We start from the raw sequence: 20,500 nt of genomic DNA, 5'->3' as shown, positions 1-20,500 counted from the left end.
TATTTCAATCTTATAACTATAAACACTACGATAGTATTGCTAAGGTAGGAGATAAAAAAATCCCGAGTATTTTTTACTCGGGATTTTTGTTTTATTAATCCTCGTCTATTTCAGTACGAGTTTCAGTAGGTTTTTCACCTTTTTCTATTTTAATAATGAGTTTTTGCTCAGGTTCATTTAAATCCATAAAGATAGCGTCACCTTCATCTAGTTTAGAGTTAACAATTTCTTCAGCTAGTGCATCTTCAATATACTTCTGAATGGCTCTTTTTAATGGACGAGCTCCGTATTGTTTATCAAAACCTTTATCAGCAATATAATCTTTAGCCTTATCGCTTAATGTAAGCTTATAACCTAAATCATCAATACGTTTTAGTAATTTATCTAATTCAATATCAATAATTTTATGAATGTTTTCACGTTCAAGAGAGTTAAAAATTACAATATCATCAATACGATTTAAAAATTCTGGAGCAAAAGATTTCTTTAAAGCACCTTCAATAATACTTTTGGCATGGGCGTCTTCTTGTTCTTTTTTAGAAGAAGTTCCGAAACCAACACCACCACCAAAATCTTTTAGTTTACGAACTCCAATATTTGAAGTCATGATAATAATGGTGTTTCTAAAATCTATTTTTCGACCTAAACTATCAGTTATATGCCCGTCATCTAAGACTTGTAGCAGCATATTAAATACATCAGGGTGTGCTTTCTCAATCTCATCTAATAAGATTACAGAATAAGGTTTACGACGTACTTTTTCAGTTAATTGTCCACCTTCTTCGTAACCAACATATCCTGGGGGCGCACCTATTAAACGAGAAATAGCAAACTTCTCCATGTACTCACTCATATCAATTCTAATTAAAGAATCGTCAGAGTCAAATAACTCACGAGCTAATACTTTTGCTAACTGTGTTTTACCTACACCCGTTGAACCTAGAAAGATAAAAGAACCAATTGGTTTGTTAGGGTCTTTTAACCCAACACGGTTACGCTGTATAGCTTTTACTACTTTGGTAACAGCTTCATCTTGACCAATTACTTTACCTTTTATTAATTGAGGTAATTCTGCTAAACGACTACTTTCTGCTTCGGCAACACGATTTACAGGAATTCCTGTCATCATCGATACTACTTCAGCTACATTATCTTCAGTAACAGTTTCTCTATGTAGTTTAGAATCTTCTTCCCATTGCTGTTGTGCAGACTCTAAAGCTGTTTCTATATTTTTTTCGTCATCACGAAGCTTTGCAGCTTCTTCGTACTTTTGTCCGCTTACCGCTTTAGTTTTGCGTCCTCTAATTTCTTCTAGTTTCGCTTCTAATTCTAAAATTTGTTGCGGAACTACAATGTTTGTAATATGAATTCTCGATCCAGCTTCATCTAAAGCATCAATAGCTTTATCTGGTAAAAAGCGATCAGTCATATAACGGTTGGTTAATTTTACACAGGCTTCAATAGCTTCATCAGTAAAAGAAACATGATGATGCGATTCGTATTTACCTTTGATATTGTGTAAAATTTGTATGGTTTCTTCTACGGTAGTAGGATCTACAATTACTTTTTGAAAACGACGCTCTAAAGCACCGTCTTTTTCAATATTTGTTCTGTATTCATCTAAAGTAGTTGCACCAATACATTGAATTTCTCCTCTGGCTAAAGCAGGTTTTAACATATTAGAAGCATCTAACGAACCAGTAGCTCCACCAGCACCTACGATGGTGTGAATTTCATCAATAAAAAGAATAATATCATCGTTCTTTTCAAGCTCATTCATTAAAGCTTTCATGCGTTCTTCAAACTGACCTCTGTATTTTGTACCAGCAACTAAGCTAGCTAAGTCAAGAGAAACGATGCGTTTGTCGAATAGAATTCGTGATACTTTTCTATCTACAATACGTAAAGCTAATCCTTCTGCAATAGCAGATTTACCAACACCTGGCTCTCCAATAAGCATTGGGTTATTCTTTTTTCGTCTACTTAAAATCTGAGAAACACGCTCAATTTCTTTTAAACGACCTACAACAGGATCTAACTTTCCTGAAACAGCTAAGGCTGTTAAATCACGCCCAAAGTTATCTAAAACTGGAGTTTTAGATTTTTTAACTTGCTTTCCTTTTTGAGGTTGTTGCCCGTAAGGGTTTGATTTTTCGTCAGCAAATTCATCATCAGAAGGTGTTTCCCCTATAGGAGAAATAAACGAGTCATCATCTACGTGTAGTTCTTTGTACAAGTTTTTAGCCTGCTCATAGTCTACATCATACTTTTGAAGTAATTTAGTAGTAGGGTCATTTTCGTTACGCAAAATACATAGTAACAAATGTGCAGTATCTATTGCATTGCTTTGGTATAGTTTAGCTTCTAAAAAGGTTGTTTTTATAGCTTTTTCTGCTTGTCTGGTAAGGTGTAAACTCTTTCTTTGAGGGCTTGAAAAAGATGGGGTTGTCGGATTTAGTTTTTCTAGTTTATTACGCACTAAATCTAAATCAACATCAAAAGTTGTTAATATTTCAATGGCTTTTCCATCACCTTTTCTAATCAAACCCAACAAAAGATGTTCTGTTCCAATAAAGTCATGACCTAGTCTTAAGGCTTCTTCTTTACTGAAAGTAATTACATCTCTAACCTGTGGTGAAAAATTATCGTCCATATATTTATTTTCTATCTCTGTAAAGTTAGTAAGTTTTTTTCTTAAAAATTACAAAAAAGATGCCAATAGTTTTTAACTGACATTCTGACGAGTAAATTAAGAAATTATTGTTTAATATAACATATAAAATTGTTAATAAATAAACGTAAAACAGTTAGTATATTTTTTGTGTAAAACTGAGGGTTATAGTATCTTGCAATGTTTTAGAAAATGCGGAGAACTAGAAAGCATTTTAAAAAGTGGGTTTTATCAAGTGTAAAATTCACTTTTTTGACGAAAATAAATACTAATATTTTAAAAGAAAATATATGACAGATGGCGAAAAGTTGATTCCTATCAACATTGAAGAGCAAATGAAGTCAGCATACATCGATTATTCAATGTCGGTGATAGTATCGAGAGCGTTACCAGATGTAAGAGATGGTTTAAAACCAGTGCATAGAAGAGTTTTGTTTGGTATGCATGAATTAGGAATTAAATCCACAGGAGCATATAAAAAATCTGCAAGAGTTGTAGGAGAGGTATTAGGTAAATATCACCCACACGGAGACACCTCGGTTTACGATTCTATGGTACGTATGGCTCAAGATTGGAGTGTACGTTATATGATGGTTGATGGGCAAGGAAACTTCGGTTCTGTTGATGGTGATAGCCCTGCAGCAATGCGTTATACAGAGGTGCGCATGCAGAAAATATCAGAAGAGATGTTATCTGATATAGAAAAAGATACTGTAGATCATAAATTAAACTTTGATGATACGTTACAAGAACCAACAGTACTTCCTACACGTATTCCTAACTTATTAGTAAATGGAGCTTCTGGTATTGCAGTAGGAATGGCAACAAACATGGCACCGCATAACTTAACAGAAGTTATTAACGGTACTGTAGCATATATTGATAATCGCGACATTGAAATTGATGAGTTGATGCAACACATCAAAGCGCCAGATTTTCCAACAGGAGGGATTATTTATGGTTACGATGGAGTAAGAGATGCTTTCCATACAGGTCGTGGACGTATTGTAATGCGTGCTAAAGCAACTATTGAAGAAGTTAAGGGACGTGAATGTATAGTTGTTACTGAAATTCCTTACCAAGTTAACAAAGCAGAAATGATTAAGAAAACTGCTGACTTGGTTAATGAAAAGAAACTGGAAGGTATTGCAAGCATTCGTGATGAATCTGACCGTAAAGGAATGCGTATTGTTTATATATTAAAGCGAGATGCAATTCCTAATATCGTTTTAAATAAACTATTTAAATACACACAATTACAAACATCATTTAGTGTAAATAATATAGCTTTAGTTAAAGGGCGTCCTGAACAGTTAAACTTAAAAGAGTTAATCCATTATTTTGTAGAGCATAGACATGAAGTAATTGTTCGTAGAACTGAGTTTGAATTAAAGAAAGCAGAAGCACGTGCACATATTTTAGAAGGGTTAATTATTGCTTCTGATAATATTGATGAGGTAATTTCTATTATTAGAGGTTCTTCTAACGCAGATGAAGCACGTGAAAAATTGATAGAGCGTTTTGAATTAACAGAAATTCAAGCACGTGCTATTGTTGAAATGCGTTTACGTCAGTTAACAGGACTAGAACAAGATAAGTTACGAGCAGAGTATGATGAAATTATTAAGACTATTGCCGATTTAAAAGATATTCTTGCAAATGAGCCGAGACGTTATCAAATAATCAAAGACGAACTATTATATATCAAAGAAAAATATGGTGATGATCGTCGTTCTGTAATTGAGTATGCAGGAGGAGATATGCGAATCGAAGATATGATTCCTAACTCTAAAGTTGTTGTTACTATTTCTCATGCAGGTTACGTAAAGCGTACAAATTTAGATGAATACAAGGTTCAGAATAGAGGAGGGCGTGGACAAAAAGGAGCAACTACTCGTAATGAAGATTTCTTAGAACATTTATTTGTAGGTACTAACCATCAATATATGTTGTTCTTTACCCAAAAAGGAAAAGTATTCTGGATGCGTGTATATGAAGTTCCAGAAGGAGGAAAGAATACCAAAGGTAGAGCAATTCAAAACTTAATAAATATCGAGCAAGACGATAAGGTAAAAGCGTTCTTAGTAACAGGTGATTTAAAAGATGAAGATTATATCAATAATCATTATGTTATTATGGCAACAAAACGAGGTCAGGTTAAGAAGACGCCTTTAGAACAATATTCTCGTCCAAGAGCTAATGGTATTAACGCAATAACTATTAAAGAAGGTGATGAGTTACTAGAGGCGAAGTTAACTACTGGAGATAGCCAAGTAATGCTAGCACTTAAATCGGGGAAAGCAATTCGTTTTGAAGAAGCTAAAACACGTCCAATGGGAAGAACAGCTTCGGGAGTTCGTGGTATTACATTATCGCATGAAAATGATGAGGTAATTGGTATGGTTGCTGTTAATGATATGGAAAGTAATATCTTAGTTGTTTCAGAAAAAGGATATGGAAAGCGTTCTAAATTAGAAGATTACCGTATAACGAATCGTGGAGGTAAAGGAGTTAAAACGTTGAATATATCAGAAAAAACTGGTAATTTAGTCGCTATCAAGAATGTAGATGATTCAAACGACTTAATGATTATCAACAAATCAGGACTAACAATTAGAATGGCAGTGGAAGATTTACGTGTTATGGGTAGAGCAACTCAAGGAGTTAAACTGATTAACATTAAAGATAATGATGATATTGCTGCTGTAGCAAAAGTAATGCATGAAAAAGATGAAGAAGAAGATGGCATGGAAATTGAAAATGAAACAAATGATAGTCAAGAACAACAATAAATAAATCATAACAAAAATGAAAAAACAAATCTTAGCCCTTTCTTTAGGATTAATGTCGTTAGGGGCATTTGCTCAAAAATCAGAACTTAAAGCTGCTGAGAAAGCTATAAAAAAACAAGATTTTACAACAGCATTAAATACTTTAAATGCTATTGAAGGATCTTTAATGATGAACGGAGAAGATAAATATAAATCTAAATTTTATTTATTAAAAGGTAAAGCATTAGCTGCAAAAAAAGATTACAAGAATGCTGGTGAAGCTTTCAATGCTTTAATAGCAATGAAAGAAAACAAGTATACAGATGAAGCTAAGCCTATCTTAAATCAGATGATTCAAGAAGTTTCTAAAAAAGCGGTTGATTTATATAATAATAAAAAGGATTATAAAAATGCAGCTGAAGACTTCTATTTGACATATGTGTTAAGTCCTACAGATACATCTTTTGCTTATAATGCTGCAGTTGCTGCTACCCAAGCTAAAGATTATGATAAAGCGATTGAGTACTATAGAGAATTACAAAAAATAGGTTACACAGGTATTGAAAAGCAATATGTAGCTACAGATAAAACTACAGGAAAAGTTGAAAGTTTTGGAAATGACAAGGCAAGAAGAGACTTAATGGTAAAAACAGGAAACTATGTAAAACCAGACGTAAAATCTTCAGATTCAAAATCAGCAACAATTGTTAAAAATGTAGCTTTAATTTTAAAAGAGCAAGGAAAAACAGATGAGGCTATTGCAGCTTTTAAAGATGCTCGTGCTTCTAATCCAAAAGATTTAAATTTAATTTTAAACGAAGCTCAACTATATGTTGAAATGGGTAAAATGGATAAGTTTGGAGAATTGATGAATGAAGCTGTAGCTTTAGACCCTGAAAACCCAACATTATATTATAATTTAGGTGTTGTAAATTTCAATGAAGGTAGAATGGATGATGCGAAGAAGTATTACACGAAGGCAGTTGAGTTAAAACCTGATTATGCAGATGCTTATATGAATTTAGCAGTAGTAGTTTTAGATAAAGAAAAAGCTATTGTAGAAGAAATGAATAAAAACTTATCAAATTTTAAAAAATATGATGAGTTAGCAGCTAAACAAAAAGAAGTTTATAAGGAAGCAATCCCATTTTTAGAAAAAGCAGATAGTTTAAATAGAAATGTAGATACTGTAAAAACTTTAATGAATTTATATGAGGTGTTAGAAATGAGTAATAAAGCGGCTGAATATAGAGACTTATATAAATCAATGCAATAGTAGTAGAAAAATTAGTTATAAAAAAAACCGAAATTTTAGAATTTCGGTTTTTTTTATAACTAATTTATAAGGTAATCTGTAAAACTATTTATTCAACTAAACGCTTAATTACTCTAAGTTTGTGTGTGTGTTGATGTGTATCAATATTATAAATACCGCTATGATCCAACTTGTCAATACGAACTTTTCCATGAGCGTGTATAATGTTGTAATCATTCATAATAATCCCAACATGGGTAATAATACCTTCTTCATTATCAAAAAAAGCTAAATCACCAGGCTCACTTTCCTCAATAAAACTCAAAACTTCACCTTGAGTTGCTTGTTCCTTTGCATCACGTAGAAGGTTGTATCCACATAATTTATATACTGTTTGAGTAAACCCAGAACAATCAATGCCAAAAGGCGATTTACCTCCCCATAAATAAGGAACATTTAAGAATAAGAAAGCGGTTTCTACAATTGCTGATTTTGCTAGTTTACTATTGCATACTTTGCCCTCATATAAAAATGAGGAATTATTAATGTTAATTTTATTGTCTTTAAATAAAGGAAGTCGAGCTCCCATAGGAATAGTAGTTAAATTACTATTATTATCAGTAATAAAATCAATTAATTCACCGGCATAGTGTTTTTTTTCTTTTAATAAAAGACTGTGTACCTCTACTGAAATTTCTTCATATTGTTTATTGTCAACATATCCTTGATAACCATCAAAAGCTAACCGTATTTTACTCCATTTTTTAGTTTTTTCTAAAACTTCAAAGTGCTCACCAAAAACAACTTGATTTACCATTTCTGAAGCATCAGAAGGCTCTGATCGAAGAGGTACAATACTTAAATTACAAATTCCGAAAGACATCTACTGGTTGGGGCTTTTAAAAAAATTATACTCTTTCAATAACCATTGCACTAGCACCACCACCACCGTTACAAATACCGGCAGCACCAATTTTAGCGTTATTTTGTTTTAATATTGAAGTTAAAGCAATAATAATTCTAGCTCCTGAAACGCCTAATGGGTGTCCTAATGAAACGGCACCACCATTAACATTTACTTTATCAGTAGATAATCCTAAGATTTTCATATTTGCTAAACCAACTACAGAAAAAGCTTCGTTTAACTCAAAATAATCAACATCATCAATAGAAACTCCAGCTTTAGCTAAAGCTTTAGGTAATGCTTTTGCAGGAGCAGTTGTAAACCATTTTGGTTCATGAGCAGCATCAGCATATCCTTTAATTTTAGCTAATGGAGTTAAGCCTAATTCAGCAGCTTTATCTGCAGACATTAATACTAAAGCAGCTCCTCCATCATTAATTGTGGAAGCATTAGCAGCAGTTACTGTACCTTCTTTTGTAAATGCAGGACGTAAAGCAGGTATTTTTTCCATTTTTACATTCTTGTATTCTTCATCTTCAGAAAAGATAATAGGCTCACCACGACGTTGAGGTATTTCAACAGGAACAACCTCATCTGCAAATTTTCCTTCGCTCCACGCTTTAGCAGAACGGTTATATGATTCAACTGCAAAAGCATCTTGATCCTCTCTTGAAAATTTATATTCAACAGCACATTCATCAGCACAAACTCCCATAGCTACTTGTTCGTAAGCATCCACTAATCCATCTTTCTGCATTCCATCTTCCATTTTAATAGGTCCAAATTTTGAACCTGTTCTGGCGTGTTGGTAATGAGGAATCATACTCATGTTTTCCATACCTCCAGCTACAACTATTTCGGCATCACCTAAAGCGATAGTTTGTGCAGCTAACATTATAGACTTCATTCCTGACGAACAAACTTTATTTACAGTAGTACAAGGCACAGTATCTGGTATTCCTGCAAAGATTGCCGCTTGACGAGCTGGAGCTTGTCCTAAACCTGCCGAAACAACATTACCCATAAAAACTTCTTCAACCATTTCTGGTTTTAGGTTAATTTTATCTAAAGCTCCTTTAATGGCTATAGCACCTAATTTAGGTGCAGGGGTAGTTGATAATGTTCCTAAAAAACTACCAATTGGAGTTCTTGCAACCGATACTATTACTACTTCTTTCATGTGCTACTATTTGTTAATTTTTTATTTATCCCAATAACCAAAAGTGACTAAAATAACAAAGCTGTTAAGCGCTTAATAATTATTTTCTGCTATTAATTTCATGTATTGGGTGAATTGTATTAAGATTTGTTTTGCGAAAATAACCATTTTATGCCAAGTACTCAAATAATAGAGAAAGGTTATATTTACATTTTATAAAGATCAAAAATGAACGACTTAATTAACAAACTGTACAAAAATAATACTGTAATTTACAAAGCATTATTGTTTTTGATCACGGTAATTGCTATAGTATATTTATTTCCTAAAGGTGGACAGTTTAAGTACGATTTTAGACAAGGAAAACCTTGGCAATATGACAATTTATATGCTCCTTTTGATTTTGCTATTCAAAAAACTACAGAAGAAATAGAAGAGGAAAAAAACGAACTTAAAAATAGTTCAAAAAAATATTTTGTAGTTGATACATCGATTAAAGAAGAGGTAACTCATTCATTTACGAACCAAGTTAAGAGTATTGACTCATTATCAACAAACGTAATTAGAGACTTAATTAGAGAAGGAGAGAAGCTTATAAATAAAATTTACGTATATGGTTTTTTAGATGACGCAAGCATTGATAAAGCAGATAGAGAAGATGTGATAGTTTTACGTAAAGGAAATTCCATTGATGATGTTCTGTTTTCAAGGTTAGTACAATCAAAAGATATTTTAAGCTTTTTAAGAACAAATACAGAGGGACTTCAGTACTATAAACAACGCCTGTTAATAAACTATTTGTCAAATAATTTGCGCCCTAACGTAACCTATGATTATAAATACAGTGAAAAGGAGTTAAATGAACGTTTTCAAGGTATTTCTTATGCTAAAGGAAAGGTTTCAAAAGGAGAATTAATTATTTTAAAAGGAGACATTGTTGAAGGAAGGAAATATAATGTCTTAAAGTCGTATGAAGTAGCGTCAAGCTCTAGAATTTGGACAAAATCTAATTATTATTGGATTGTATTCGGATACACAATTTTAGTAGCCTTGGCATTGTTAATGTTATTATTATTTTTAGAAAGATATAGGTTTGAGACTTTTAATGATAACAATAAAGTAACCTTTATTTTCTTCAATATCTTTTTAATGATTTTTGTACAAACTATGGTGGTAAAATACAATTCTGGTTATTTGTACGTAGTTCCGTTAAGTATTTTACCAATTGTACTAAAAGCTTTTTTTGATGCCAGATTAGGTTTATTTACTCATGTACTTACCGTATTGTTGTTAGGATTTATTGTACCCAATAGTTTTGAGTTTATTTACTTACACATTATTGCAGGGATTGTAACTATATTAACGGTTTCTGAACTGTATAAAAGAGCAAGTTTATTTATGTCTATTGGACAAATTACGCTAATTTACATGGTTACTTATTTTGCCTTTTCTATTCTAAAAGAAGGGAATGCAGATAAGATAAATTGGATGTACTTTGGGTTATTTGCAGCAAATGGATTGTTGTCGTTCTTAGCAGTGTTTTTTATCTATTTTTATGAAAAGCTTTTCGGATTGGTTTCTGATGTAACATTATTAGAGCTTTCTAATACAAATTCAAAACTATTAAGAGATTTAAATGAAAAAGCTCCAGGAACGTTCCAACATTCAATGCAGGTGGCTAATTTAGCTGAAGCAGCAGCGAATGAAATAGGAGCGAACTCTATGTTAGTAAGAACAGGAGCTTTGTATCATGATATTGGTAAAATGGTAAAACCAATGTATTTTACCGAAAATCAATCCACGGGAGTTAATCCACATAATGATTTATTACCAGTAGATAGTGCACGTATTATTTTAGATCATGTAATTAACGGAATAGAAATAGCAAAAAAATATAAACTACCGGATAGAATTATAGACTTTATTCGTACACACCATGGAACAAGCGTTACCTATTACTTTTATAAACAAGAACAAGAAAATAATCCAGATGTTAATATTCAGAAGTTTCAATACCAAGGTCCAATTCCGTTTTCAAAAGAAACAGCTATTTTAATGATGTGTGATGCAGCAGAAGCTGCTTCTAAAAGTTTAAAAAATCCGACAGCACAATCGATAGATGTATTAATTGATAGGATTATAGACAAGCAAAAAAACGATAATCAGTTCATAAATTCAGATATTACTTTTAGAGAGATAGAAAAAATTAAAAAAATTATAAAGAATAAGTTAATGAATATCTATCACTTACGTGTTGAGTATCCAGAATAGGTAATTTTTTTAGTGAAAAAATTTGTAGAAACGTATATATAGTTATACATTTGCACTCGCAATTTTTAATTCACGTTTCGACAAGAATTAAGGAGAGGTGGCAGAGTGGTAATGCAGCAGCCTGCTAAGCTGTCATCCTTCGGGATGCCCGGGTTCGAATCCCGGTCTCTCCGCAAAAAGTTGTAGATGACACTAATCGGGGTGTAGCGTAGCCCGGTCATCGCGCCTGCTTTGGGAGCAGGAGGTCGCAGGTTCGAATCCTGCCACCCCGACAAACAATGGTCGCGTAGCTCAGCTGGATAGAGCATCTGCCTTCTAAGCAGACGGTCACAGGTTCGAATCCTGTCGCGATCACAATAAGCCTTACTAGTTTTAGTAAGGCTTTTTTGTTTCTGTAGGTTTTATAGTACTTGCAGGAGTGTTTCAATACTTTTACATACATCTTCATCTTTATCAATAGTATCCTTTTATAGCCCTTTTGAGGTATACATTAAGGTACCCACTTTATTTTCTGAGGTACCCATTTTCAAAAAATAAAACGATGAATATTAGTACAATACATATACTCTTTCTTATTCAAAGAAATAAGATTAATAAAAGAGGAGATACTCCTATGCGATGTAGGATAACTTATAATAAACAGAGAAAAGATTTCTCTACAGGATTATTTATAAACCCCAATTACTGGGATAGTAAAAAACAGAAGCTTTTAAATAAAGCAGAGAACTATAAAATTGTAAATACACAATTGAGCTTTATTAATCAGAAGATTAATGAGGCTTTTTTATTATTACAGCTTCAACAAAATGATTTTAGCGTAGATGATATTTATAGTCAATATAAAGGAGAGAATACTAGGGTAGAGAAGACCTTATTAGAGTTATATGATATACACAATGAACAAACTAAAAAACTTATAGGAATTGATTTTAAAGAGGTTTCTTGGAATAGATATGTAGAGAATAAGAGAAAGGTTGAAAAATTTATAAAGTTTAAATATAAAAGGAATGATATAAAGCTTAATAAACTCGATTTAAAATTTATAAAGGATTTGGAATATTATTTTAAAACAGAACTTAGTTTAAGTCAAGCCACAATAAATAGAAGTTTACAGAGATTGAAGAAAATTATAGCATTTGCGATAGCTGAGAACTACTTACAGGTAAATCCTTTCATATTGTATAAACCACCAAAAGTAAAAATTAGACTAGTTTACCTCAATCAGAAAGAATTGAGTAAGTTAGAAAAGTATACTTTTAATCAAAATAGATTACAGCAGGTTAAGGATTTATTTGTTTTTTGTTGTTATACAGGGTTAGCATATCAGGAGATGACAACTTTAACTAAAAAGCATATTAAAATAGGTTTTGATAATAACAAATGGATTGAAATGTATAGACAAAAAACTAACTCTAAAATTTCAGTGCCTATATTACCCAAAGCAGAAAAAATCCTTTTAAAATATAACTTCAATTTTCCTAAAATTTCAAATCAACGATTTAATTCTTATCTAAAAGAAATAGCAGATATTTTAGGGATAGATAAAAGGCTAATCCACCATGTTGGAAGGAAAACATTTGCTACTACTGTTTTACTAAATAATGGGGTTTCAATGGAAGTAGTTTCTGAACTTTTAGGACATTCTAGGTTACAGATAACTCAAGAACATTATGCTAAAGTAATGAGAACTAGAGTTAGTGAACAAATAACTGTTTTGAAGGGTAAACTTGAATAGTATTTATATCTATTTCTAAATATATTTACGTTTTTATAAGAAAAAGTTTTTAATATGTGTGATAATGTTCTGATACCTGAAATAGAAGAGAAAGTTATAGGGTACAAAAAGATTACTATTAATGATTATGAATTAGGTTATAATGTCAAATCAAAAGTTATAAAACCAGATAGAAAAGGATTTGTAAGTGATGGAGTATCAGATTTTTTTATTAATAATAGCGATAACTTTAATAAATCAGAAACCGTTTTATTTAATTTTGGTGTAGGTCAAGGTAAATCAACAACATTTAATAGGTTGATTAATAAGTATATTGAAAATGGATATGTAGCTATAATTTTAGTTCCTTTTAAATCACTTATCGAAAAATATTATGATGAGTTTTCTAATTTAGAAGATAATAGATTCAATTATAGAGATTTTGAAATATTTACACCAAGAGAGTTAAAGGTAAATGAAGTTGTTAAAAAAGATTTACATGTATTAACAGTCAATGCCTTTTTAAGAAATCCAGGGGATAGTTATGTTTTGCAAAGCCAATTTAAACAACAATACCTTGATTTATTATATAAAAGATGTATTGATGATAATAAAAAAGTAGTTTTATTTATTGATGAAATTCATGCTAGTATACATAATTTTCAACGAGATAAAATATTCAATTTATTTAACTGGGAAGATAGGCTTCATAAAGTTTTTTTAGCTAGTGCAACATTTACAGAATCAACAACACAGTTATCAAAGTATTTTTCATTACTAACAGATAGAAATATACAAATATTAGAAGCAGATAGAACAAAGGTTGAAGAAAAAAGGTCAGATATAACACTTATGTTGAGCAATGAGTCTTATAACTCAGTTAATATTGAAAAGTTCTTAAATCTTGAAAAAATTATTTTAGAGAATTTACATCGAGACAGAGCTATAAATATTTTATCTTATTCTAAAAATCTCGCTAAAGCTATTAGAAAAACTTATCAACCAATTTTCAAAAGATTTTTTAGAGATTTGAAATTATGTACATCTGAAACAGACTATGAGTTTGATGAGTATCATGATTCTCATGTTGGTACTAATTTTTCTACTGGAGTAAATATTAATAGTGGAGTTTTTATTGTTCTATTACCTCCTTATTCTATGATTGAAGGGCTTGGTATGTATGGAGTGTTTACAGATGGTTATATTGCCTTAATTCAATCAATTGCTAGAATGAGAAAGAAAGGGGATATTTATATTTTTTCTTCAATTCCAAGTGTTCTATTGGAAGGAGATTATATAGAAAATATTAAAGATTTGGAAATAATAGAAGAAGCCAAAGTTTCTCCTTTTAATAGATTTGAGGATAGGGTAAATAAATTCAAATCACTATATGTTTCATTAAAAGAAAAGCATCAAAATAAAATAGATTTTATAGAATCATTTAAAGAGTATGATAAAAGAATAGGTTTTGGAGGTATATCACAGAATCATATTGGAATTAAGTTGAATTACCCTACTTATGAAGAGTTTTTGCTAAAGTATTCAGACAAGTTTTTTTATACCAGCGAGTATTCTGCAGGAAAAAAAATAATACCCTATCTATTTTGGGCATTGTTTAATGACCAATTTCAAAACGCAAAATTGAAAGAGATTATTTTAGATAGGAAACCATTGGATTTAAATAAAGACAATATATCTTCTAGATTAAGTGAATTGTTTGAAGAAATTTTATCTACTCCTTTTGGAATGAACATGACTTCATTTTCTCTTAAATCAGGTTATGAGAACTTGAAATTTTTGAGAAGATTATTACAGGGATATTCGATAAGTTATAATAATAAGCAGATAGGAGTTGATAATCTATTTATTCAAGCAGCTTTAATGAAATACATTGGTAGATTATTGAAAAACATTAATGAATATAATGATGTTAATTATTTCAATGATTGTATAGAAGCTAGTATAAGATATGACAAAAATGATAATGAGTTAGTAAATGTTTATAAGGTTTTTTACGATTTAAAGCAAAGTTTCTTTGATTTTATAGAGAGCAATAAAATTGAAATAAAAGGAGACTACTATATGCCTGCATCATTAAATGAAGAGGTTTTCTTATCTCCTAGAATTTATTCTTTAGCTATTACTGTATTTTCAAAAATTAATGAACAAGATACATTTGTAAAGAATAAATCTTTTAGTCTTCTAAGAGGACAAGAGACTCCTGATGAAAATACCGTTTATAAAAAGTTGTGTGATTTATTTGTAGAATTTGATAAGCAAAAAGCAAAGAGGAAAAATAGTAAAAGGTATTATTTCATTGATGGATTTGTAGATGTAAAAGATAACTATATTAATTTTTTATATAATGAAGATTTAAATCCTTTTTATGATATGAATGATGTAGTTCAGGAAGAACTATTTCTTCCAGAAAATAATAATTTATTAGAAGTTTTATTACAAGAAGAATCCATTGGAGAAGAATATGAATTAGATGAAGAAAAAACTGACTCTGAAAAAGAAAAATCAAATAATACTAGTATAAATAGTCCTTTTGGAGAGATAATAACTCCTAATGATTTAGATTTTGAATCTTAAAATAATTACCCATTATGTCTTTCCCATCTATATAGAATAGACACAATTGGTAAAACAAATACTTTAAATAATTTAATACTATTACAGAGTATTAAATTATTACCGGTTCTGTCTATTTATTCTATAGAGATTAGACAAGATTGGTAAAATTCAAACAGCACCTCAAAATATTGAGGTGTTTTTTTATACCACCAAAAAAATAAATATTATGAAATTAAGGCAATCACAAAGAAAAAAAGCCAAAATTAAAATGGCTTTACAAGGCTTTGCTGGAGCAGGGAAGACAATGTCAGCACTTTTATTAGCAAAAGGGCTTACGAATAATAATCTTCAAAAAGTAGCAATAATAGATACAGAAAATGGAAGTGCTGATTTATACTCTCATATTGGAAATTATAATGTATTGACACTTGAACAACCATTCAGTCCAGAACAATATATCAAAGCTATAGATATTTGTCTTTCTGGTGGTATGGAAGTTATTATCATTGATAGCATAAGTCATTGCTGGGACTTCCTATTGGATTATCATTCTAAATTAGGAGGGAACTCATTTACTAATTGGAATAAAATAACCCCTAGACAAAAAGCATTTGTTGATAAAATATTACAATCTCCTGTTCATATTATAGCTACAATGAGAACTAAACAAAACTATATTTTAGATTATAAAGATGGAAAATTTATACCTAAAAAAAAGGGAGTTAAAGCAATACAAAGAGCAGGTATAGAATATGAATTTACTACTGTTTTCAGTATTAATAGTAAACATTTATCTGATGTTATTAAAGATAGGACTGAATTGTTTTCAGGAAAACCTGAATTTATAATTAATTCGGCTACAGGTAAAAGAATTTTAGATTGGTGTAATGAACCTTTAAAAAATGAAATAACCACCAGAATAAAGAAATGCATTACAGTAGATGAGTTGATGAAACTTTATAATAATAATCCAAGTTCTCAAAATATATATAAAGAACAGTATCAGAAAAAGAAATTAGAGTTGGAGAAATTAGTTAATCATAACAATTTTAGTACAAATGGAGCTGTCAATAATTACTTAAATTGATATGAATATTCTGTTTTTAGACATAGATGGCGTGCTTAATAGTAGGCAATGGCATAGTTCTGAGAACTGTAAAATTTTAGAAATCACTGTTAAGCGTTTTTTTGACCCTGCTTGTGTTGAATACTTAAATAAAATTGTAAATGAAACAGAAACTAAAGTAGTTATATCTTCTTCGTGGAGAATATTAAGGAGTTTACAAAATCTACAAGACTTATTTAAGTCTATTGGTTTTACAGGTAAAATATTTGGTAAAACAGAGGATTTATCAATTTTTGAACCTGATACTCCAAACTTGAGAGGTGTTGAAATTCAAAATTGGATAAAAGACAATCAAAAGCACTTTAAAACACCTATTAAATATGTTATTATTGATGATGAAAATGAGTTCTTTTCTCACCAAGAGCAATTCTTTTTTCAAACTAATCCTGACATTGGGTTAGACACTACAATTACTGAGAAAATCATCACTTTTTTTAAGTAATTATAGAACTAATTACACAATAAAATTAATTTTTTACACAATGGAATTAATACCAGTATATAAGGGTAATAATCAACTCTTGAATAATATTACTGTGGAAAAAGAGCTGCCAATAAGTAGTTCAATTATTTTACCACAATAGACAATAAAAGAAGGATTTAAACAAAATCCGTTTATAGAGGCTAACACTAAAGGGGTTAGCCTTTCCTTTTTAAAAAATGATTGTATTATCCCTGTATTTGCAAAGGATAATGAAAGAACTATAAGTCATCAAGAGTTTATAGAAATCACACAAGATTGTATCAATAACATTTACCCTCAGCGTAACATTGACTTACCTGAAATAAGAGTAAGCCATCAAATAAAAGGAAGAGTTCCAGAAGCTATACACAAACCTGCTAAGGAATTATTTGATTATGAAAAAACTCAGTACTTTGAAAGAATGGCTTTTATAATGAGGATTCTTACAATTAAAGATAACGTTAATGGTAATTTAATTTCTCTGGTGGTAGGAGGAGTTAGAGCCTATAACAGAGAGAATTTGTACAGTAAGAAGTCATTTGAAAAGTTCCAAGTATTTATTGGTTTTCAAAATATGGTATGTTGTAATCTATGTGTTTCTACTGATGGATTTAAAAGTGAAATACGTGTATCTAATTACATAGAATTAAAAGAAAAGATACAAGACTTAATTCAATCTTATAAAATTGAAAAACATCTAAAATCTATGTAGGATTTAACAAATAAATATCTTACTGAAACTCAATTTACTCAACTTATTGGTAGAGCTAAATTGCATCAATTTTTATCCAAAGACGAAAAATTGCGAATACCACCATTACAACTAAATGATGGACAAATTTCTACCATTGCAAAAGACTTTTACCAAGATGAAAGATTTTGTAAAAATGAAAACGGTAATATTAACCTATGGAATTTATACAACTTATTCACTTCGGCTAATAAGAGTAGCTACATTGATAGCTTTAGAGATAAAAATGTAAACGCTTTTGATTTTACAAATTCTATCTCTAAAGCTATCAATGGTAGTTCTTATCATTGGTTTTTAAGTTGATGAAACCCCAATCTCTTTAACTAAAGATTGGGTTTTGTTTTTTTGTATCAAAATAGGTTTTATTCAAATGTTACGTTTTTCAAGTTTTTATTTTTGAATTTGTAATCTCTTTTCTAATATCAATATTTCTATTAGAAATGTATCTTGAATATTAACTTATTTTGGTAATTCTTCTTAAATAAATTACTTCATCTCATTTATCCAAGTATTTAAAAAGCTCTCAACTTCACTAATATAACTTAGTGCTTCTGATTTATTTTTGGTTTGCCCTGAATGTCCTGACATATTTCTTACCTCTCTTATATTATTTAATAGACTTATTTTTAAATTGTTAAAATCATCAAAATAATTTATCAACTCACTTCTTAATAAAGGCAATTGTTGATTACTGCATCTAACCATACCTGTATTCATCTGAAAAATTTCTTCAAGGGAACCTTGCATGTTTCCTAGCATCCATCCATTAGGGCTAATAATAGTTGAAAAAACAGTCTTTAATGTGTTTTCAATAGCTCTTCCATATTGAATGATTACAGGTGAAAAGTCAGCTGTATCTGGTATTGTATTTAATAAAAATTGTCCAGATGTTAAATACTTTAAACTTAAGTCATCCAAGTTAGTTGTTCCGAACTTATTTTCAATGTTTTTCCTGTATTCTGAAATATCATTTTTCTTTGTAAAGTCATCTATTCTACCTTCAAGTTCTGATATAGTGTCAGAATCTTCCTCGCTTTTTATCTTTAACTCTTCAAAATCCGTTAAAAAATTATTCCTCTGGATATTCAAAAGACTTAACTCTAAGATATCATTCTCATCAAAAAAACCTTCATCAAATATTTTAAAATCAATACTTCCATCATCTTCAATAGGAACAACATCTAGCTGCTTTTTATTTTTTTTTATTGTTTCATAATTTCTTAAATAGAAAATTTTGATTTCTTTTCCCTCAATTTGACCATCTGCTACTAAATTTTGCATTTTTCTAATTAAATATTCACTATGAGTTTCAATAATAAATTGAATATTAAATTTATTATTAGCTTCTATGAACATTTCAGCTAATAAAGATTGCCATTTAGGATGAAGATTAGTTTCAGGCTCTTCTATGAGTAAAATACTTGGTCTAAAAGTATATGCTTCTTTTTCATCTCCATATTCATCAAATTCTAGATGATATGATTTATTTCGCTCACTTAAAACCTTTATTTGTATTAAAATAAGAATCAGTTGTTTAATACCATATCCAAAATCAACTAATTCTTGTTTTGTATCATTGTTTTTTATAACATTCACACTCATCAGTTGATATTTATGATGTAGTTTGACCTCTATTGATTTTCCAATATTAAATTTATTTAAATACTTATTTAAGAAAGGAAAAAAAGAAGATTTTTCAGCTAATAAATAATAATCGTTTAAGACCTTAATGAAAGGTGTGTTTGATGTATAATTATAAATTCTTGAGTTTGTTTCTTTTATGTTGGATAAATAATTTATTTGAGATATGTTTTCTTTTAATATATTCCAACTATTTTCAAAAGCATCTTTAATAACTGAATATTTTTTGCTTTCATTTTCATCATTCCATACTAATCTCTTCTCTATAATTTCTAATGATTTATAATAAAGAATATCTTCTTCTTTTGGTCGAGGATAGGGATAATCTTCCTGAAAATCATCTAAACTTATCTCCATTTTTCCTTCTAAAATATTATCATCAATATTACTATTGAATTTTTTCCATTTATCGATATTAATTACCTGTTCTTTTATAGACTTCAGAAATAAAGATGGTATGAAATATATTTCATCATTTATGAAAGATTTATTATCAAGAGTGCTTATAATATCTTTATATTTGTTCTTATTCTCTTGATACCACTTGTAAAAATCAAATAACTGAGATAAATAATTCTTCAATAAGAATGGTTTCATTTTCCATTCGAGATATCCTTCTAGAGGGCTGTGAAAGAGAGGAGAAATAAAGTTTAAATCACTATTATAGTAATCTAAAAATGAAGGTTCTGATTTTTTCTCTGATTTGTTTTCTAATTTTCTTTGTTTATACTTTTCTAATTTCTTATCATATTCGTCATTATATATTTTTATCTCGTCATCAGTAGCTTTCCTGTAGGAAAAAGAAAATATTATTTCGTTTTCTACTCTATCTAAAATTTCGATTTTTCTTAATACTGTTTTATAAGTATTTATTGAGTCTAATCTATGTGTTAAATTAACATATAAATTTTTAAGACCTAAAAATTGAAAAGGAAGAGAAATAACAATACTATCATTATTTTTGTTATTAAGGATGTTTTTGAAATCACCTAATAGATGTTGTTGTTCAGTTAAGTCAAGTTCAAAAGGAAATTTACCTTGACTATTTTTAAGTAGTTGAAAAAATTTTATAATTGAACTTTTTCCTGAATTATTTGCACCAGTTAATATATTTATATTTGACAATTCTTCTAAGATACCATCTTTATCATCAAAAATTCTGTAATTTTTTAATCCTAAAATATTAATAGATATCAT

Annotated in this window: 11 protein-coding genes, 3 tRNA genes and 1 pseudogene; 11 read left to right on the top strand and 4 right to left on the bottom strand. The window is 29.9% G+C overall.

Translation table 11 applies throughout. The features are described 5' to 3' along the window. Positions 1–94: 94 nt before the first annotated feature. The gene (locus NH341_RS11765; protein ID WP_047789771.1) at positions 95–2,653 is read right to left on the bottom strand and encodes an ATP-dependent Clp protease ATP-binding subunit; all 2,559 of its coding nucleotides are present in this window, start codon (positions 2,651–2,653) and stop codon (positions 95–97) included. 308 nt (positions 2,654–2,961) lie between these two features. Here NH341_RS11765 and gyrA point away from each other — a divergent pair, with 308 nt between their 5' ends. Together gyrA and NH341_RS11755 are read left to right on the top strand one after the other, a co-directional pair. Next, positions 2,962–5,463 carry a DNA gyrase subunit A gene (gyrA, locus tag NH341_RS11760; protein ID WP_047789770.1) on the top strand — a complete coding sequence of 834 codons (2,502 nt, stop codon included), beginning with the start codon at positions 2,962–2,964 and terminating at the stop codon, positions 5,461–5,463. A 16-nt stretch (positions 5,464–5,479) separates the two neighbouring features. Beyond that, positions 5,480–6,718, top strand: a complete 1,239-nt coding sequence (locus tag NH341_RS11755) for a tetratricopeptide repeat protein (protein WP_253057015.1) — start codon at positions 5,480–5,482, stop codon at positions 6,716–6,718. Between the two features lie 88 nt (positions 6,719–6,806). Here NH341_RS11755 and NH341_RS11750 read toward each other — a convergent pair whose 3' ends face one another. Together NH341_RS11750 and NH341_RS11745 are read right to left on the bottom strand one after the other, a co-directional pair. Further along, entirely contained in the window at positions 6,807–7,580 is a 774-nt protein-coding gene (locus NH341_RS11750) for a C40 family peptidase (protein WP_073181379.1), read from the bottom strand. Positions 7,581–7,605: 25 nt separating this feature from the next. Continuing rightward, positions 7,606–8,781, bottom strand: a complete 1,176-nt coding sequence (locus tag NH341_RS11745; RefSeq protein ID WP_253057014.1) for an acetyl-CoA C-acyltransferase — start codon at positions 8,779–8,781, stop codon at positions 7,606–7,608. Positions 8,782–8,988: 207 nt separating this feature from the next. On the opposite strand from NH341_RS11745, the gene NH341_RS11740 reads away from it, so the two are divergent. The 9 genes and pseudogenes from NH341_RS11740 (at position 8,989) to NH341_RS11700 (ending at position 17,965) form a co-directional block, all read left to right on the top strand. Then, complete coding sequence (locus tag NH341_RS11740; RefSeq protein ID WP_073181377.1) at positions 8,989–11,031, top strand: HD family phosphohydrolase; 2,043 nt, start codon at positions 8,989–8,991, stop codon at positions 11,029–11,031. A gap of 91 nt (positions 11,032–11,122) precedes the next feature. After that, a tRNA-Ser gene (locus tag NH341_RS11735) sits at positions 11,123–11,204 on the top strand. 24 nt (positions 11,205–11,228) lie between these two features. Then, a tRNA-Pro gene (locus tag NH341_RS11730) sits at positions 11,229–11,303 on the top strand. A gap of 8 nt (positions 11,304–11,311) precedes the next feature. Further along, positions 11,312–11,385, top strand: a tRNA-Arg gene (locus NH341_RS11725). 187 nt (positions 11,386–11,572) lie between these two features. Further along, entirely contained in the window at positions 11,573–12,766 is a 1,194-nt protein-coding gene (locus NH341_RS11720; RefSeq protein WP_253057013.1) for a site-specific integrase, read from the top strand. A 54-nt stretch (positions 12,767–12,820) separates the two neighbouring features. Continuing rightward, the gene (locus NH341_RS11715; protein ID WP_253057012.1) at positions 12,821–15,340 is read left to right on the top strand and encodes a DEAD/DEAH box helicase family protein; all 2,520 of its coding nucleotides are present in this window, start codon (positions 12,821–12,823) and stop codon (positions 15,338–15,340) included. Positions 15,341–15,548: 208 nt separating this feature from the next. Continuing rightward, positions 15,549–16,409, top strand: coding sequence for an AAA family ATPase (locus NH341_RS11710; protein ID WP_253057010.1), 861 nt, complete (start codon positions 15,549–15,551; stop codon positions 16,407–16,409). Between the two features lies 1 nt (position 16,410). Further along, positions 16,411–16,890, top strand: coding sequence for an HAD domain-containing protein (locus NH341_RS11705; protein ID WP_253057008.1), 480 nt, complete (start codon positions 16,411–16,413; stop codon positions 16,888–16,890). A 145-nt stretch (positions 16,891–17,035) separates the two neighbouring features. After that, positions 17,036–17,965 (top strand): annotated as a pseudogene (locus NH341_RS11700) (DUF3871 family protein). A gap of 183 nt (positions 17,966–18,148) precedes the next feature. Here the strand turns inward: NH341_RS11700 and NH341_RS11695 are convergent. Continuing rightward, a complete protein-coding gene (locus tag NH341_RS11695) occupies positions 18,149–20,500 on the bottom strand; it encodes an AAA family ATPase (protein WP_253057006.1) in 2,352 nt (783 codons plus the stop codon).

Origin of the sequence: Tenacibaculum sp. XPcli2-G, from assembly GCF_024124505.1 — a bacterium.
GTDB classification, from domain to species: Bacteria; Bacteroidota; Bacteroidia; order Flavobacteriales; family Flavobacteriaceae; genus Polaribacter; species Polaribacter mesophilus.
The sequence above is the reverse complement of the archived record's forward strand: the minus strand, read 5'-3'. Positions and strand labels throughout refer to the sequence as shown.

What these genes read in the sequence shown, in the direction of transcription:
- NH341_RS11765 (WP_047789771.1), bottom strand. Translation starts at nt 2,653, where the DNA reads ATGGACGATAATTTTTCACCACAGGTTAGAGATGTAATTACTTTCAGT.
- gyrA (WP_047789770.1), top strand. Translation starts at nt 2,962, where the DNA reads ATGACAGATGGCGAAAAGTTGATTCCTATCAACATTGAAGAGCAAATG.
- NH341_RS11755 (WP_253057015.1), top strand. Translation starts at nt 5,480, where the DNA reads ATGAAAAAACAAATCTTAGCCCTTTCTTTAGGATTAATGTCGTTAGGG.
- NH341_RS11750 (WP_073181379.1), bottom strand. Translation starts at nt 7,580, where the DNA reads ATGTCTTTCGGAATTTGTAATTTAAGTATTGTACCTCTTCGATCAGAG.
- NH341_RS11745 (WP_253057014.1), bottom strand. Translation starts at nt 8,781, where the DNA reads ATGAAAGAAGTAGTAATAGTATCGGTTGCAAGAACTCCAATTGGTAGT.
- NH341_RS11740 (WP_073181377.1), top strand. Translation starts at nt 8,989, where the DNA reads ATGAACGACTTAATTAACAAACTGTACAAAAATAATACTGTAATTTAC.
- NH341_RS11720 (WP_253057013.1), top strand. Translation starts at nt 11,573, where the DNA reads ATGAATATTAGTACAATACATATACTCTTTCTTATTCAAAGAAATAAG.
- NH341_RS11715 (WP_253057012.1), top strand. Translation starts at nt 12,821, where the DNA reads ATGTGTGATAATGTTCTGATACCTGAAATAGAAGAGAAAGTTATAGGG.
- NH341_RS11710 (WP_253057010.1), top strand. Translation starts at nt 15,549, where the DNA reads ATGAAATTAAGGCAATCACAAAGAAAAAAAGCCAAAATTAAAATGGCT.
- NH341_RS11705 (WP_253057008.1), top strand. Translation starts at nt 16,411, where the DNA reads ATGAATATTCTGTTTTTAGACATAGATGGCGTGCTTAATAGTAGGCAA.
- NH341_RS11695 (WP_253057006.1), bottom strand. Translation starts at nt 20,500, where the DNA reads ATGATATCTATTAATATTTTAGGATTAAAAAATTACAGAATTTTTGAT.